This is a genomic window from Streptomyces capillispiralis, assembly GCF_007829875.1.
Taxonomy (GTDB): domain Bacteria; phylum Actinomycetota; class Actinomycetes; order Streptomycetales; family Streptomycetaceae; genus Streptomyces; species Streptomyces capillispiralis.
In genome coordinates, this window is the sequence record NZ_VIWV01000001.1 from 5,268,381 (window position 1) to 5,285,173 (window position 16,793).

At 73.0% G+C, this 16,793-nt stretch carries 11 protein-coding genes and 1 tRNA gene; 9 read left to right on the forward strand and 3 right to left on the reverse strand.

The window, feature by feature from the left end:
* Positions 1-49: 49 nt before the first annotated feature.
* Positions 50-122, forward strand: a tRNA-Ala gene (locus tag FHX78_RS22890).
* 93 nt (positions 123-215) lie between these two features.
* Here FHX78_RS22890 and FHX78_RS22895 read toward each other — a convergent pair.
* Both FHX78_RS22895 and FHX78_RS22900 read right to left on the reverse strand, forming a co-directional pair.
* The gene (locus FHX78_RS22895) at positions 216-1,826 is read right to left on the reverse strand and encodes an NADH-quinone oxidoreductase subunit NuoF family protein (RefSeq protein WP_145869290.1); all 1,611 of its coding nucleotides are present in this window, start codon (positions 1,824-1,826) and stop codon (positions 216-218) included.
* On the reverse strand, positions 1,823-3,067 hold the full coding sequence (locus FHX78_RS22900) for a cytochrome b/b6 domain-containing protein (protein ID WP_145869291.1): 1,245 nt from the start codon (positions 3,065-3,067) through the stop codon (positions 1,823-1,825). The genes FHX78_RS22895 and FHX78_RS22900 overlap by 4 nt, the downstream gene beginning before the upstream one ends.
* A 486-nt stretch (positions 3,068-3,553) precedes the next feature.
* Here FHX78_RS22900 and leuS point away from each other — a divergent pair, with 486 nt between their 5' ends.
* The 7 genes from leuS (at position 3,554) to holA (ending at position 13,742) form a co-directional block, all read left to right on the forward strand.
* Positions 3,554-6,421: a leucine--tRNA ligase gene (gene leuS, locus FHX78_RS22905; RefSeq protein WP_145869292.1), complete on the forward strand. Its 2,868-nt coding sequence runs from the start codon at positions 3,554-3,556 to the stop codon at positions 6,419-6,421.
* Between the two features lie 220 nt (positions 6,422-6,641).
* A complete protein-coding gene (locus FHX78_RS22910) occupies positions 6,642-7,385 on the forward strand; it encodes a hypothetical protein (protein ID WP_145872113.1) in 744 nt (247 codons plus the stop codon).
* 72 nt (positions 7,386-7,457) lie between these two features.
* Complete coding sequence (locus tag FHX78_RS22915; RefSeq protein WP_145869293.1) at positions 7,458-8,303, forward strand: DegV family protein; 846 nt, start codon at positions 7,458-7,460, stop codon at positions 8,301-8,303.
* A 129-nt stretch (positions 8,304-8,432) separates the two neighbouring features.
* On the forward strand, positions 8,433-9,578 hold the full coding sequence (locus FHX78_RS22920) for a ComEA family DNA-binding protein (RefSeq protein ID WP_189908612.1): 1,146 nt from the start codon (positions 8,433-8,435) through the stop codon (positions 9,576-9,578).
* Between the two features lie 50 nt (positions 9,579-9,628).
* Positions 9,629-12,256: a ComEC/Rec2 family competence protein gene (locus FHX78_RS22925; RefSeq protein ID WP_229923985.1), complete on the forward strand. Its 2,628-nt coding sequence runs from the start codon at positions 9,629-9,631 to the stop codon at positions 12,254-12,256.
* A gap of 90 nt (positions 12,257-12,346) precedes the next feature.
* Positions 12,347-12,592: a hypothetical protein gene (locus FHX78_RS22930; protein WP_145869295.1), complete on the forward strand. Its 246-nt coding sequence runs from the start codon at positions 12,347-12,349 to the stop codon at positions 12,590-12,592.
* Positions 12,593-12,764: 172 nt separating this feature from the next.
* The gene (gene holA / locus FHX78_RS22935; RefSeq protein WP_189908611.1) at positions 12,765-13,742 is read left to right on the forward strand and encodes a DNA polymerase III subunit delta; all 978 of its coding nucleotides are present in this window, start codon (positions 12,765-12,767) and stop codon (positions 13,740-13,742) included.
* Between the two features lie 472 nt (positions 13,743-14,214).
* Here holA and rpsT read toward each other — a convergent pair whose 3' ends face one another.
* A complete protein-coding gene (gene rpsT / locus FHX78_RS22945) occupies positions 14,215-14,481 on the reverse strand; it encodes a 30S ribosomal protein S20 (RefSeq protein WP_145869297.1) in 267 nt (88 codons plus the stop codon).
* Between the two features lie 254 nt (positions 14,482-14,735).
* Between rpsT and lepA the strand changes: the two genes are divergently transcribed.
* Positions 14,736-16,604: a translation elongation factor 4 gene (gene lepA, locus FHX78_RS22950; RefSeq protein ID WP_145869298.1), complete on the forward strand. Its 1,869-nt coding sequence runs from the start codon at positions 14,736-14,738 to the stop codon at positions 16,602-16,604.
* Positions 16,605-16,793 lie beyond the last annotated feature (189 nt).

Consider the following 16,793-nt stretch of genomic DNA (forward strand, 5'->3'; position numbering starts at 1 on the left):
CCGTGTAAAGTTGGCGTCGCCGCCGGGGAAACCGGGCGGAGCAGGACAAGGGGCTATAGCTCAGTTGGTAGAGCGCCTGCATGGCATGCAGGAGGTCAGGAGTTCAATTCTCCTTAGCTCCACGGAAGTAGAGGGCGGACCATCCGAACGGATGGTCCGCCCTCTCTCGTTGTGGCCGTCGCCGATGGCGCCCTCACCGGAGTGAGGGCGCCGCCTCAGCGGCCCAGGGCCCGCCGGCCGCGGCCCTGCGAGAGCACCGGCAGATTCCGGGAGGGCGCCTTGGCCTGGGGCGTCTCGTCCTCGATGCGCAGGGCCAGCGCCGGGCAGCGGCGCACCGCGCGCAGCGCCTTCGCCTCGGCGAAGCGCGGCACCTGCGCCTGGGCCACCGTGGGGAAGCCGTCCGCGCCGAGCTGGAACACCTCGGGGAGGATGTCCGCGCACAGTCCGTGGCCCCGGCACAGCGTCCAGTCGACGTAGATCTTCTGGCGGCTGGGCCCGTTCTCCTCCCCGCCGCCGCCCGGGATGCCCGTGGGGGCCCTGCCCCCCTCGAAGAGCGGCAGGACGCCCGCCACGGGCCGTCCGCAGCCGTTGCCGAGGACATGGGCGGCGAGGTCGTCGGTGAACGCCTTGAGGGTCGACTCCAGGAACATCGCGGAACCGTCGGGGTGCGAACACGCCCCCCGCCGCTTCACGTTCCTGGCGACCTGCTTGACCGCCTCCAGGGCGGCCGGCCCGCCGCCGTTGAGGATGTCCTCCAGACCGCGCGCCGCGGCCGGCAGTCCCAGGTAGCAGGGGCCGCACTGGCCCGCGCTCTCCTCGGCGAGCCACTGCGCCACCCGCAGCGACTCGCCCAGCGGGCAGGTGTCCTGACTGATCGGCAGGATCGCGCCCGCGCCCAGCGAACCGCCCACCGCGTCCAGGGAGTTGCGGGAGACGATCGCCTCGTCGACGGTCGCCGCGTCGATCCACTTGCCGTGGTAACCGCCCGTCAGCACGCCCTGCGGCACCGGCGGCGCCCCGGCGAGCTGCAGGACGTACCGCAGCGGTACGCCCGTCGGCACCTCGATCACCATGGGGCGGGCCACCGCGCCGGACACCGTGAGCATCACGGTGCCCGGCTCGTCGTACAGGCCGGTGTTGCCGTAGCGCTCCGGGCCGATGCGTGCGGCGATGGCGAGCTGGGCGAAGGTCTCGGCGTTCGACAGCAGGGTGGGCGCGCCGCCGACGCCGCTGCGCGAGGCGCTGACCTTGCGGCCCGGCGGGACGGCCGGGCCGCCGTCGATGGAGCGGATCAGGGAGGCCGCGGCGCCGGTGACCATGCGGACCGGGTTGCGCTGCACGCGGGCGCGCAGCACCGAGCGGCGCCCGTTGTTCAGGCCGCGTTCGGCGAGCGCGGCCTCCATGGAGCGCTGCGTGGACTCCCGGGTGACCCCCACCACGAGCGTGCGGGCCCCCATGGCCTCGGCGCACAGCAGCGCGCCGTCCAGGATGAGGTGCGGGGCACGGTTGATCAGCACCGTGTCCTTGCGGCAGGCCGGTTCGTCCTCGCTGCCGTTGACGACGACGACCGGCCGGACACCGCGCTTGATCGCCGATTCGGCGACCGAGCGCAGCTTCTTGTGGAAGGGGAAGCCCGCGCCGCCGCGGCCCCTGAGGTTGATGCGTTCGGCGAGTTGCGCGAGCTGCTCACCGCCCAGGGGCTCGAGCGGCCCGTGCACCTTGAGGTGCATGGGCAGATCGAGCCGGTCGACAAGGTCGAAGCCCGACGTGAGCTGGGGAAGACCGACCACGCGGACTTCGGGTACGTCGGGCAGGGCCTCGTTCACTTAAAGCCTCCGGAAGGCGTGTTCCAAGGTTCGCCCGAACCCGGTGCGTCGAAGTCGTAGGACGACGAGGGCGACGCACCGGGGAGTGTTTCAGTGGCGGGACCGCTGTTGTACGTGTCGTTCGGGTTGTACGTGCCGTAGAGGGTGTTCGTCTCAGCGGTGTCGTACACATCACTCGAGCCGTAGCCCGAGCCGACCGGATTGTCGTAGGCCGGGATGGTGTATCCGGTGTCGTTGAGCGGGTCGTACGCCGACGGCGGGGCCTCGCCGACCGGCGGCGGGGAGGGGATCGGCCAGTTGCCGGAGGTGCTGGACGGGCCGTCCACGCGCGGGATCGCCTCCGTGCGCTGGAGGTCCGGGGGCAGCTCCATGCGGGCGGTCCCCTCGGTGAGGGGCGTGTCCCGGGCCGGCCGGCCGGGCGTCGAGACCGCGCGGTAGGCGGCCGCGAAGCCGTTCGCCGGTTCCGGGGCGGCGGCCCGTTCGGCGGTCTCGAACAACGGGCGTTCTCCGCGCGGTCGCCCCTCGCCTCGCGCGGAGGCGCGCCGGCCCCCGTAGCCGGGCAGGGGGGACTCGGCCGCGCGGGACCTGCTCTCCTCCAGGCTGTCGCGGTCGCGCTGGTCGGCGGGGCCGAGCAGCGTGGTGATCCGGTCGGCGATTCTGCGCTTGACCGGGCGCGGGGAGGCGCGCAGCACCAGGGCCGCCGTGACGCCGGCCACGGACAGCCCGTAGAGGATCACGAAGACGGGCTTCGCGGCCCGGCCCGCGTACAGGCCGTGCACCAGCGCGGCGCACCAGGCCGGGTACGCCAGCATGTGCATCGCCCGCCAGCGGGCCGCGACCGGGGCCGGGGAGGCGAACCGGTTGCGCAGCACACCGGTGATGCCGACGAAGAACATCAGCAGGCCGGCGAGGGTGCCGAGCCCGATGAGGAAGGCCCGGCCGGTGACCACCTCGTCGTCGGTGAGGAGCAGCCCGAAGGGGATCACCGCGGCGATCCACGTGGTGTGCTCCTGGGCGAGCTTGATGCCGATGTGCAGTACGAGGAAGACGATCGAGGCGACCGCGGTCGTGCGGTGCACCGCCTGCGCCAGGATCCGCTGGCGGGGGCCGAGCAGGATCCGGTCCTGGGCGACGAGTCCCCAGATCACCGAGCAGCTCAGGCAGACCAGCGACAGGACGCCCACACCGAAGGTGAGGAACTCGGCGAGCCAGTCGTCCGCCGTGCTGTCGTCCGGCCTCACGACCTGCCTCCCGGCGTCACGAGGCGAAGCGGGCAGGGCTCGGCCGCAGCCGACCGGCCCCGTGCGGGGGGTGGGCTGCTGTCTGCGCGGAAGTTCATGGGGCAACTCCGAAAGGTTCGGTAAAGCGGTCCCGCTGCCGAACTCTAGAGCGCGTCATACCGGGGAGTACGAGGTTTGAGTTATTGCGCTGTTACCAAATGACGATCCGCTCGTTGTGATGTCCCTTAGTGGCAGTTACGCGAAGTAACCCCGCGTTGACGGGACGGCGTCACCGGCGCGACCGGCGCGTCGCGGCCGGATCGACGACTGCGGTACCCTGGCGCCATGCGTGCCGTACGCCTTCTGCTTAGCGGGCCGCGCTGATCAGTCCCGACCGCCGGTGACAGGCCGGTCGGAATCGGCGCGGCGTCCCCTCCTGTGCGAGGGGATTTTTCATTTCCGGCACCGCAGCAGCAGGCAGAGACGATCGATGGAGCATTGAGGATCATGAGCGAGACGAACCCCGCAGCCGCGGAGGCCGCGCCGCACCGCTACACGGCCGCTCTGGCGGCCGAGATCGAGGCACGCTGGCAGGACTTCTGGGACGCCGACGGCACGTACGCCGCGCCCAACCCGAGCGGCGACCTGGCGGACGATCCGGAGACCGCCGCCAAGCCCAAGAAGTTCATCATGGACATGTTCCCGTACCCCTCCGGTGCGGGTCTGCACGTCGGACACCCGCTGGGCTACATCGCCACCGACGTCTTCGCCCGCTTCCAGCGCATGACCGGGCACAACGTCCTGCACACCCTGGGCTTCGACGCCTTCGGCCTGCCCGCCGAGCAGTACGCGGTGCAGACGGGCACGCACCCGCGCGTGTCCACCGAGGCCAACATGGAGAACATGAAGGCCCAGCTGCGCCGGCTGGGCCTGGGCCACGACAAGCGCCGGTCGTTCGCCACGATCGACCCGGACTACTACAAGTGGACCCAGTGGATCTTCCTGCAGATCTTCAACTCCTGGTACGACGACGAGGCGAAGAGGGCCCGCCCGATCGCCGAGCTGGTCGAGCGGTTCGAGTCCGGTGAGCGCGCGCTGCCCGGCGGGCGTTCCTGGGCCGAGCTGAGCGAGGGCGAGCGCGCCGACGTCCTGGGCGAGTACCGCCTGGCCTACGCCTCCGACGCGCCCGTCAACTGGTGCCCCGGCCTGGGCACCGTGCTGGCCAACGAGGAGGTCACCGCCGAGGGCCGCTCCGAGCGCGGCAACTTCCCCGTCTTCAAGGCCAAGCTGCGCCAGTGGAACATGCGCATCACGGCCTACGCCGACCGCCTCCTGGACGACCTGGACGCCCTGGACTGGCCCGAGGCCATCAAGCTGCAGCAGCGCAACTGGATCGGCCGCTCCGAGGGCGCCCGCGTCGACTTCCCCATCGACGGCGAGAACATCACCGTCTTCACCACCCGCCCCGACACCCTGTTCGGCGCCACCTACATGGTGCTGGCGCCCGAGCACCCGCTGGTGGAGAAGTTCACCCCGGCCGCCTGGCCCGAGGGCACCCACCAGGTGTGGACCGGCGGCCACGCGAGCCCGGCCGAGGCCGTCGCCGCCTACCGCGCGCAGGCCGCCTCGAAGTCCGACGTCGAGCGGCAGGCCGAGGCCAAGGACAAGACCGGCGTCTTCATCGGCGCGTACGCCACCAACCCGGTCAACGGCGAGCAGGTCCCCGTCTTCATCGCCGACTACGTCCTGATGGGCTACGGCACCGGCGCGATCATGGCCGTACCGGCCGGCGACCAGCGCGACTTCGAGTTCGCGCGGGCCTTCGAACTGCCGGTCCGCTGCATCGTCGAGCCCACCGACGACCGCGGCACGGACCCCTCCACCTGGGAGAACGCCTTCGCCTCCTACGACGCGAAGATCATCAACTCGTCGAACGACGAGGTCTCCCTGGACGGCCTGGGCGTCGCCGAGGCCAAGACGCGCATCATCGAGTGGCTGGAGCGCACGGGCCACGGCGAGGGCACCGTCAACTTCCGCCTGCGCGACTGGCTGTTCAGCCGGCAGCGCTACTGGGGCGAGCCCTTCCCGATCGTCTACGACGAGGACGGCGTCGCCCACGCGCTGCCCGAGTCGATGCTGCCGCTGGAGCTGCCCGAGGTCGAGGACTACTCCCCGCGCACCTTCGACCCGGACGACGCCGACACCCAGCCCGAGACGCCGCTGTCGCGCAACGAGGACTGGGTCAACGTCACCCTGGACCTGGGCGACGGGCCGAAGAAGTACCGCCGCGAGACCAACACCATGCCCAACTGGGCCGGTTCCTGCTGGTACGAGCTGCGCTACCTGGACCCGCGCAACGGCGAGAAGCTGGTCGACCCGGCCGTCGAGCAGTACTGGATGGGCCCGCGCGAGGGCATGCCGCACGGCGGTGTCGACCTGTACGTCGGCGGCGCCGAGCACGCCGTGCTGCACCTGCTGTACGCGCGCTTCTGGTCCAAGGTCCTGTTCGACCTGGGCCACGTGTCGTCCGCGGAGCCCTTCCACAAGCTGTTCAACCAGGGCATGATCCAGGCCTACGTCTACCGCGACAGCCGTGGCATCGCCGTGCCGGCCGCCGAGGTGGAGGAGCGCGACGGCGCCTACTGGTACCAGGGCGAGAAGGTCTCCCGGCTGCTGGGCAAGATGGGCAAGTCCCTGAAGAACGCGGTCACTCCGGACGAGATCTGCGCCGAGTACGGCGCCGACACGCTGCGCCTGTACGAGATGGCCATGGGCCCGCTGGACGTGTCCCGGCCGTGGGACACCCGCGCGGTGGTCGGCCAGTTCCGGCTGCTGCAGCGGCTGTGGCGCAACATCGTCGACGAGACGACCGGCGAGGTCACCGTCGTCGACGGGGGTGACGTCGACGAGGACACCCTGCGCGCCCTGCACAAGGCGATCGACGGCGTGCGCGGCGACCTGGAGGGCATGCGCTTCAACACCGCCATCGCCAAGGTCACCGAGCTGAACAACCACCTGACCAAGCGGCAGGGCGCGCTGCCGCGCACCGTCGCGGAGTCCCTGGTGCTGCTGGTCGCCCCGCTGGCCCCCCACATCGCCGAGGAGCTGTGGCGCAAGCTGGGCCACACGGACTCCGTCGTCCACCAGGACTTCCCGGTGGCCGACCCGGCGTACGTGGTCGACGAGACCGTGACCTGTGTCGTGCAGATCAAGGGCAAGGTCAAGGCGCGGCTGGAGGTGGCGCCGGGCATCTCGCAGGAGGAGCTGGAGAAGGCCGCGCTGGCCGACGACAGGGTCGTCGCGGCGCTGGACGGCGCCGCGATCCGCAAGGTCATCGTGCGGGCGCCGAAGCTGGTGAACATCGTTACGGCGTGAGGTGAGCCGCGGGGGCCGTGCGGCGTGATCCGCCGGGCGGGTCCCGGGGTTCGGCGTGGCCGGGGCTTGGCGTGATCCGTCGGGCGGGTCCCGGGTCCGGGTGGTCCCCTACGGGCAGGTTCGGGGTTGGTCAGGAACTCCGGGCCTGCCCGTTGCGTTTACCGTTGAAGAGCGGCGCGAAGTGCGCCCGGACAGCGAGAAGGCCCGCAGGAGGAGCTTCGTGGAGACGGTGTTCGCAGTGGTCGCCCTGCTCTTCGTGCTCTTCGTCGTGCTCGGCGTGTACGCCACGGTGAAGGTCGTCGGTGCCGCCAAGCGCAGCGCCGACCGCCACCTCACCCAGGCCCGCCGCACGGTGGAGGACCACACCCTGAGGGCCAAGGCCTTCGCCCAGCCCGGACCGGCCGGTGAGATCGCCCAGCTGAGGTTGAAGCTGCGCACCTCGATGCGGGCCACCCAGGAGGCGCTGGAGGCCGCCGTCGCCGAGGACAGCTCCCTCAAGGAGTCGCTCGGCCTCTTCCAGCGGCTCAGCGCGCACGGTTATGAACTGGACGGCGAGCTCAGGCGGCTGGAGTCCGAGCCGGACCGTGCCACGCTCGCCGAGCGGCTGCCCGACCTGCGCGAGCGCACCGAGCGCGTCACGAGTGCCGCCGACTCCCTGCGCTGGGCCGCCCGCGACCGCGCCCGCCACTTCGCGTCCGACGACCTGGACACCCTGAGCGAGCAGATCGACATGGAGGCCGGCGCCCTGCGGCACTGGACCACCACGGAGCCCGGCCCGACACCGCCGCCCTGGCCCGAAGCCTCCGCCGACGCCCCCTCGGCCGGGCAGACCCGACCGGAGACCTCGGGGACGGCCGGGGCGCGCGAGCCGGAGAAGGAGCCAGAGCGGCCCGCCATCACCCCGCCCGCACCGCGTCCCACCTACCCCTGGCAGAAGAAGCCCCGCCCCGAGAGCACCACTTGATCCGGACACGGCCGCACCCGGCCCGCGGGGCCGGGCTGCCGCACGGGCACTACGCCAGGTAACCTCCAGCTCATGTCCCGCCATGTCGCGATCGTCACCGATTCCACGGCCTACCTGCCGGCCCGGACGATGGAGCGGCACCGCATCACGGCGGTACCCCTGACCGTGGTTCTCGGCGACCGCGCGCTCGAAGAGGGCACCGAGATCTCCACCCGCTCCCTCGCCCAGGCTTTGCAGAAGCGGCGCCCGGTCACGACCTCCCGGCCCGGCCCGGAGGTCTTCGCCGAGACGTACCGCAGGGTCGCCGAGTCCGGAGCGACCGGCATCGTCTCCCTCCACCTCTCCGCCGAACTCTCCGGCACCCACGACGCGGCGGTCGTCGCCGCCCGCGAGGCGCCGGTGCCGGTGCGGGTGGTGGACACCGGCATGATCGCGATGGCGCTCGGCTTCTGCGCCCTCGCCGCGGCGCGGACCGCGGACGCGGGCGGCACGGTGGACGAGGCGGTCACGGCGGCGGAGAAACGCGCGGCGGGCACCTCGGCCTACTTCTACGTGGACACCCTCGACTACCTGCGGCGCGGCGGCCGTATCGGCGCCGCGCAGGCCCTGCTGGGCTCGGCCCTCGCGGTGAAGCCGCTGCTGCAACTGTCGGGCGGGCGCATCGAACCCCTGGAGAAGGTCCGTACGGCGTCGAAGGCGATCGCCCGGCTGGAGGAGATCGCGGCCGAGCAGGCCGGGCGCGGGCAGGTCGACGTCGCCGTCCACCATCTCGCCGCCCCGGAACGGGCGTCGGCGCTCGCGGAGCGGCTGCGGACCCGGTTGCCGGGCCTGGCGGACCTGCACGTCAGCGAGGTGGGCGCGGTGATCGGGGCGCACACGGGGCCCGGGCTGCTGGGGGTCGTGGTCTCGGCCCGCTGAGACGGCGGGCCGCGTGGCCCCCGGCTTCCGTTACCCGTGCGGGTGACGGAGTTGTCCACAACCGGCCGGTGATCCCCAGGAATCGGGCAAGATCATCGCGGGTGGGCCGGGGTGCCGGATCCTCCTGCCATGGCACTTCGATCACGCTCACGCACAGCGACGCCCACCAGCGGTCCGGGCCGCGGTCCCGCCTCCGACGGCCGGGCGCGCCACCGCCGGCCCACCGGATCCCGTGGCGGCCGGCCACGCGACCGGCACCGGGACCGCCGGGCGGCGGCGGAGGAACTGCGGCGTCGCGCGGAGTCACTGTTCGACGAGGGCGGGGGCGACGGGGCCGCCGGGACCGTCCGGCGGGTACCGAGCTGGGCGGTGCGCGGCGCACGCCGCATCCCACGTCCCGACTCCTCCACGACTGTGGGGCGTTCGGCGGCCCCGTCGTCCGGCCGTGGCGCGGTCACGGTGGGGGGCGACGAGGGAGCTGCGGACGTCGAGCCCCGCCGGGGAGCCGCCGCACCGCGGGCTGCGGAGGGGCGGCGCCGGGAGCGGATCGGGCTCGCGCTGCGGGAGCGTCTGCCGGTGTGGGTGCAGGCGCGGTGCGGGATGGAGCGGCGGAGCGTGATCGCGCTGTCGGTGCTGCTCGTGGTCGCCGTGGGCTTCGCCGTGCAGCACTTCTGGGCGGGACGGACCCAGCCGGTGCGGGCACCGGAGGTGGTCCGGGCGGCCGTCCCCCACGGGGAGCGGACGGAGGGGGAGAGCGGCCGGCCGCGGACGCCGGCCGGCGGGGTGGGAACCGACGGTTCGGCGGCCCCGGAGATCGTGGTCGACGTCAGCGGCAAGGTGCGCGACCCGGGGACCCATCGCCTGCCGGCGGGTTCGCGGGTCGAGGACGCGCTGCGCGCGGCCGGGGGCGTGCGCCCCGGCACCAGGACCGACACCCTCAACCGCGCCCGCTTCCTCGTCGACGGCGAGCAGGTGGTCGTCGGAGGCCCCACACCCGCCGCAGCACCAGGAGCTGCCAGCAGCGGAACGGCCTCCGGCGGCAGTGGCGGCGGCGCCGGTACGGCGGCCGGAGCCGGGCCCGCCGTGCCGGTGTCCCTCAACACCGCCACCCTGGACCAGTTGGACACCCTGCCCGGCGTCGGCCCCGTACTGGCCCAGCACATCGTCGACTACCGCACCCGGAACGGCGGTTTCCGCTCGGTGGACGAACTGCGCGAGGTCAACGGCATCGGCGACCGCCGCTTCGCGGATCTCCGCAACCTCGTACGGCCATGAGGACCGGGACCACGGACACAGCGGCCCCTTCGCGCGCGGAGCCGCGGCCGATGCCGTCGCACACCGAGCCGCAGTCGGCGTCACCGCCCCTGGAGCCCACCGTCCGGCGCCGGGTCCACGCCGCCTCCGGGAAGCGGCTCGGGGCGGCGCACCCGAGGCAGGAGGGCCCGACGGACCTCCGGCTGGTTCCGCCCGCGCTGGCCGCCTGGGCCACGGCGGCAGTGATGCTGCACGCCCCGCCCGGATGGGTGGCGGGCGCCGTGCTCGGCTCCCTGACGACGGCCGGAGTCCTCCTGCTGGCGCGGAGCCGGCTGACCGAGCGGGGACGGGCCGCCGCCCACGCCGGTGCCGCCGTGCTGTTCTGCGTCGCCGCGGCCGCCGGATCGGCGGGGCTGCACGGCTCGGACCTGCGGCGGGACGCCGTGACCGGGCCGGCCCGGGAGTACGCCGGGGTCACCGCGGAAGTCGAGATCACCGCCGATCCCCGGCTCACCAGGCCCAGGGCCGGCGGACCCCACATGGCTCCACCGTCCGTCCTGATCGAGGCCGATGTGCGACGCGTGGCGAGGACCGGCGGCACGGAGGTGGAGACCAGGGCACCCGTCCTGCTGATCGTCGACACGGGCCCGTCCGGGCGCACCACGCGCGGCGGCGCGGCCGCCCCCTGGCTCGCCCTGCTCCCTTCCACCCGTCTGCGCGTCGAGGCGCGGCTCGCGCCGGCGATGGCGGGCGGTGACCGTTTCGCGGCGGTGCTGCGGGTGAAGGGCCGGGGCGGACCGGAGGTGGCCGGGGAGCCGTCGGCGCCGCAGCGGCTGGCGGGACGGCTGCGGGCCGGACTGCGGGAAGCCACCGACGGGCTGCCGGCGGACGCGCGGGCACTGCTGCCCGGGCTGGTCGTGGGCGACACCGCGAGGATCGCCCCGGACCTCGACCAGGCGTTCAGGGAGACCGACCTCACGCACACGCTCGCCGTCTCCGGCGCCAACTTCACGATCCTCCTCGCCCTGCTCCTCGGCCCGCCCGGCCTCGCGCAGCACGTCGAGCGCCGGGGACTCGCCCCACGCCTCGGCATCTCCCTGCGGTCCACGGCCGTGCTGGGCGCGGCGCTGTCCCTCGCCTTCGTCGTCGTGTGCCGGCCGGATCCCAGCGTGCTGCGGGCCGCCGCCTGCGGCTGCGTCGCCCTGCTCGCCCTCGCCACCGGCCGCCGCAGATCCCTGATCCCCGCGCTGGCGACGGCCGTCCTGCTCCTGGTGCTGTACGACCCGTGGCTGGCCCGCAGTTACGGCTTCCTGCTCTCCGTGCTGGCCACCGGCGCGCTGCTCACACTCGCTCCGCGCTGGAGCACGGGGCTGCGGCGGCGCGGGGTCCCGCCTCGTCTCGCCGAGGCGCTGGCCGCGGCGGGCGCCGCGCAGGCGCTGTGCGCGCCGGTGGTCGCCGTGCTCGCGGCGCGGGTGAGCCTGGTGGCGATCCCGTGCAACCTGCTCGCGGAGTTCGCCCTCGCGCCGGCCACGGTGCTGGGCTTCCTGGCCCTGGCGACGGCGCCGGTGGCGATGCCGGCGGCGAAGGCACTGGCCTGGTGCGCGGGCTGGCCCACGGAGTGGATCGCGTGGGTGGCCAGGACGGGGGCGGCGCTGCCCGGCGCGGGAGTGGACTGGCCCGGCGGCTGGGCCGGAGCGGCGGCACTCGGTGCCGTCACCCTGGGCGCGCTCCTCGTGGGGCGGCGGCTGCTCGGACACCCGTGGTGGTGCGGCGTCTGCGCCCTCGTGCTGGTGCTCGTCGTGCTGCGGCCACCGCCGCTGGCCCGGGTGATCACGGGCTGGCCGCCGCCGGGCTGGCGGCTGGTGCTGTGCGACGTGGGGCAGGGCGACGCGATGGTGCTGGCGGCGGGCGACGACGCCGGCGTGGTCGTGGACGCGGGACCCGACCCGGTCCTGGTGGACCGCTGCCTGCGCTCGCTGGGCATCACCAGGGTGCCCCTCGTCGTACTGACCCACTTCCACGCCGACCACGTGGCGGGCCTGCCCGGCGTACTGCGCGGACGGGCGGTGGGCGCCATCGGGACGACGGACCTCGAAGAGCCGGCCGACCAGGCCGCGTTCGTACGGCGGCTGGCGGCCGCCCGGCGGATTCCGGTGACGCACGCCGTCGCCGGTGAGGTGCGGCGCACGGGGGAGCTGTCCTGGGAGGTGGTGTGGCCTCCGCCGAGCCCTCCGCATCCGGGAGGCCCGGGAGGCCCGGTGGGCTCGGAAGGCCCGGCTGGCCCGGCAGGCCCGGGAGGGCTGGTGGGCCCGGCTGGCCCGGCGGGCCCGAACGACGCCAGCGTGGCCATGCTGGTCCGCACGGCCGGCCTGCGTCTGCTGTTGCTCGGGGACCTCGAACCCCCCTCCCAGCGCGCCTTGGCGAGATCACCGGCCGGCCGGAGACTGGCCGGTGTGGACGTCCTCAAGGTCGCCCACCACGGCTCGGCGTACCAGGATCCGGAGCTCATGCGCCGGGCCGCCCCGCGGCTGGCCTTGATCAGCACGGGGGAGGACAACCCGTACGGCCATCCGGCCCCGGGCACGGTCGCCGCACTGCGCGCCGGGGGCGCGACGGTGCTGCGCACGGACCGGGACGGGGCGCTGGCGGTGACGGGCGGAGGGGAGGGGAGCGAAGGACTGGCGGTGACGCGGCACTGAGAGCCCGACCGGCGGGACCGGTGGAACCGGCGTGACGGAGGGCGTGACCGGCCTGACCGGCGGCCGACCCCGGTGCCGGACAATGGCCGGGTGAGTGATGTGCGACATGTGCTGGTGCTGCCCGACCGTGATGCCGCGGAGGAGGTGGCCGAGGCCCTCGGGGAGCGGTTCGGCGTGGACGAGGAGCCGCGGCTGGTGCGGGACGCCCTGGCGGGGGAGGACGACGCGGAGGACGCGCAGTGGCTCGTCGTCCTGCGGGACGAGCCGGGGAGGCTCGACCCCGAGGAGCTGAACGAGTTCGTGGCCGGGTGGGACGGCTGGCGCGAGGAGCCCTAGTCTCACGGGCCCCGGGCCCCCGGCTTCCGGGCCCCGGCTCACGGGCCCCGGGCCCCCGGCTTCCGGGCCCCCGGCTCACGGGCCCCGGCTCATGGACTCCGGGCTCACGGGGCCCGGCGAAGCGGTCGCGGGCCCGGCGGTGTTGTCGGTGGCGCGTGGGATGCTTGTCGCGATGGCCAGGAAATCCGCATCCGACGACCCCCTCGCCCCGGTGACGCTCGCCGTGGGCCAGGAGGACCTGCTGCTCGACCGCGCCGTGCGGGAGGTGGTGGCCGCCGCGAGGGCCGCCGACGCCGACACGGACGTCCGTGACCTGACACCGGACCAGCTCCAGCCCGGCACCCTCGCCGAGCTGACCAGCCCGTCGCTCTTCGCGGAGCGCAAGGTCGTCGTCGTACGCGATGCGCAGGACCTGTCGGCCGACACCGTCAAGGACGTGAAGGCGTATCTCACGGCGCCCGCCGAGGAGATCACCCTCGTGCTGCTGCACGCGGGCGGTGTCAGGGGCAAGGGGCTGCTCGACGCGGCGCGCAAGGCGGGGGCGCGGGAGGTGTCGTGCCCGAAGATGACGAAGGCCACGGACCGGCTGTCCTTCGTGCGGGGCGAGTTCCGCACGGCGGGGAGGTCGGCCACACCGGACGCGTGCCAGGCGCTCGTGGACGCCCTGGGCAGTGATCTGCGGGAGCTGGCCTCGGCCGTGTCCCAGCTCGTCGCCGACATCGAGGGGACGATCGACGCGGCGGTCGTCGGGCGGTACTACTCCGGGCGGTCGGAGGCCTCGAACTTCACCCTCGCGGACCGGGCGGTGGAGGGGAAGCTCGTGGAGGCCCTGGAGGCGCTGCGGTGGTCGCTCGCCACCGGGGAGCCGCCGGTGAGGATCGTCAGCGCGCTGGCGCAGGGCGTACGGGCCATCGGCAAGCTGCAGTCGGCGCCGGGCGCCCGTCCCGCCGATCTCGGCATGCCGCCGTGGAAGATCAACCAGGTGCGGCAGCAGATGCGCGGCTGGACCCCGGACGGCGTGGCCGTCGCGCTGCGCGCGGTCGCCGAGGCGGACGCGGGGGTGAAGGGCGGCGGGGACGACCCGGAGTACGCCCTGGAGAAGGCGGTGGTCGCGATCGCCCGGGCCGCCCGCTCGCGCGGCCGGGGCTGACAGCCGCCGCCCCACGGACCGCCGCCCCCCACGGACCGCCGCCCCACGGACCGCCGCCCCACGGACCGCCGCCCCACGGACCGCCGACGCCCCACGGACCGCCGCCCCACGGACCGCCGCCCCACGGACCGCCGACGCCCCACGGACCGCCGCCCCACGGACCGCCGCCCCCCCACGGACCGCCGCCCCACGGACCGACGCCGCCCGACGGACCGCGCTGGCCAGACCGGGAGAACCGGGAGGACCGGGAGGACCGGGAGGACCGGGGGCCGGGAGGACCGGGAGGACCGGGAACGCCGGAAGGCCCCGGTTGCCCGTCCTGGGGAAGGACGGCACCGGGGCCTTCGACTGAAGCGTGTGAGCCCGTACCCGCGTGGCGAACGCAGGCCGCGTACGAGCTCGGGGTGCCGGCCGGGGGCGGATGAGAGAGGGCCCGCCCGGAGTCCCGCCGACGGTCAGATCAAAGGGTTGTTCAGCCCTTGACGGCCGCGACCTTCTGAGCCAGCGCCGACTTCTTGTTGGCGGCCTGGTTCTTGTGGATGACGCCCTTGGAGACGGCCTTGTCGAGCAGACGAGCGGCGGAGCGCTGGTACTCGGTGGCCTTCTCGGTGTCACCCGCGGCGGCGGCCTCGCGGGCCTTGCGGATCGCGGTCTTCAGAGAGGACTTGACGGCCTTGTTGCGCAGCCGGGCCTTCTCGTTGGTCTTGTTCCGCTTGATCTGGGACTTGATGTTCGCCACGAATGAGCCTCTACAGGTTCTGGCACGAGGGCCGCTCGGATTCCGCGCGGATCCCGCACCGGGTGATTTCTTGGGGTGTGCCTCGCGCTGAGAGGGCATGAGACACAGCCCCCACACTACCAGCGGCCCATTCGGTGGCCCAAACCCGTTCCGGGTCGCCACCCGTGGGACCATGGAGGCTACGTATCGATCCGACCCGAGACCGCAGACGCACAAGCACACGTATGCGGACGCCTCAAGAATCAGGACCCTGCGTGCCCGCGATCCCCAGCCATGTGCCCGAGCCGAGCCGTACCGACCCGGCGCTGATCCGCAATTTCTGCATCATCGCGCACATCGACCACGGCAAGTCCACGCTCGCCGACCGGATGCTCCAGCTGACCGGAGTGGTCGAGCAGCGGCAGATGCGCGCTCAGTACCTCGACCGCATGGACATCGAGCGCGAGCGCGGCATCACGATCAAGTCCCAGGCGGTGCGGTTGCCGTGGGCCCCGACCCACGACAAGAGCGACACGCACATCCTCAACATGATCGACACCCCGGGGCACGTCGACTTCACCTACGAGGTCTCCCGCTCGCTCGCCGCCTGCGAGGGCACGATCCTGCTGGTCGACGCCGCCCAGGGCATCGAGGCCCAGACCCTCGCCAACCTCTACCTGGCGATGGAGAACGACCTCACGATCATCCCGGTGCTCAACAAGATCGACCTGCCGGCCGCGCAGCCGGAGAAGTTCGCCGAGGAGCTGGCGAACCTGGTCGGCTGCGACCCCGACGACGTCCTCAAGGTGTCCGCGAAGACCGGTCTGGGCGTCGAGGCGCTGCTGGACAAGGTGGTCGCCGAGATCCCCGCCCCGGTCGGCGTCAAGGACGCCCCCGCCCGCGCGATGATCTTCGACTCGGTCTACGACTCCTACCGCGGTGTCGTGACGTACGTCCGTGTCATCGACGGCCAGCTCAACAAGCGCGAGCGGATCCGGATGATGTCCACCGGCGCGACCCACGAGCTGCTGGAGATCGGCACCAACTCCCCGGAGATGCTGCCCGCCGACGGCCTCGGCGTCGGCGAGGTGGGCTACCTGATCACCGGTGTGAAGGACGTCCGCCAGTCGAAGGTCGGTGACACCGTCACCAGCCAGCACAAGGGTGCCCAGGAGGCGCTCGGCGGCTACAAGGACCCCAAGCCCATGGTGTTCTCCGGCCTCTACCCGCTGGACGGCTCGGACTACCCGGAGCTGCGCGAGGCCCTCGACAAGCTCCAGCTCAACGACGCCGCCCTGGTCTACGAACCGGAGACCTCCGCCGCCCTCGGCTTCGGCTTCCGCGTCGGCTTCCTCGGCCTGCTGCACCTGGACGTGATCCGCGAGCGGCTGGAGCGCGAGTTCGGCCTCGACCTGATCGCGACCGCGCCGAACGTGGTCTACCGCGTGGTCATGGAGGACGGCAGCGAGCACATCGTCACCAACCCGAGCGAGTTCCCCGAGGGGAAGATCGGCGAGGTGTACGAGCCGGTCGTGCGCGCCACCATCCTGGCGCCCAGCGAGTTCATCGGCTCGATCATGGAGCTGTGCCAGACCCGGCGCGGTGTGCTGCTCGGCATGGACTACCTCTCCGAGGACCGGGTCGAGATCCGCTACACCCTGCCGCTCGCCGAGATCGTCTTCGACTTCTTCGACCAGCTGAAGTCCAAGACCCGCGGCTACGCCTCCCTCGACTACGAGCCCACCGGCGAGCAGACCTCCAGCCTGGTCAAGGTGGACATCCTGCTGCACGGCGACAAGGTGGACGCGTTCTCCGCGATCACCCACAAGGACGCGGCGTACGCGTACGGGGTGCGGCTCGTCGCCAAGCTGCGCGAACTCATCCCGCGCCAGGCCTTCGAGGTGCCCATCCAGGCCGCCATCGGCTCGCGGGTCATCGCCCGCGAGACCATCCGCGCCATCCGCAAGGACGTCCTCGCCAAGTGCTACGGCGGTGACATCTCCCGCAAGCGGAAGCTGCTGGAGAAGCAGAAGGAAGGCAAGAAGCGGATGAAGATGGTGGGTTCCGTGGAAGTTCCGCAGGAGGCCTTCATCGCGGTCCTGTCCAGCGATGACAGCGCGGGATCGGGCAAGAGCAAGAAGTAGCCGGGGTTACTGCGGGTCACTCCGCGAACCGGGCGGAACAGGGGCCCGTCGCACGCGCGTGCGGCGGGCCCCCGCGCGTACACGGGGTAGCTGTCTGTACGAAGTGACAGGCCGTGGCCCCTTACGCGGTGGCCGATCGACCCTTACTCTGTCCGTGCTCGATAGTTACTCGCGAGTTAAACAACGACG

What these genes read in the sequence shown, in the direction of transcription:
- FHX78_RS22925 (WP_229923985.1), top strand. Translation starts at nt 9,629, where the DNA reads ATGCCGTCGCACACCGAGCCGCAGTCGGCGTCACCGCCCCTGGAGCCC.
- FHX78_RS22915 (WP_145869293.1), top strand. Translation starts at nt 7,458, where the DNA reads ATGTCCCGCCATGTCGCGATCGTCACCGATTCCACGGCCTACCTGCCG.
- holA (WP_189908611.1), top strand. Translation starts at nt 12,765, where the DNA reads ATGGCCAGGAAATCCGCATCCGACGACCCCCTCGCCCCGGTGACGCTC.
- leuS (WP_145869292.1), top strand. Translation starts at nt 3,554, where the DNA reads ATGAGCGAGACGAACCCCGCAGCCGCGGAGGCCGCGCCGCACCGCTAC.
- FHX78_RS22920 (WP_189908612.1), top strand. Translation starts at nt 8,433, where the DNA reads ATGGCACTTCGATCACGCTCACGCACAGCGACGCCCACCAGCGGTCCG.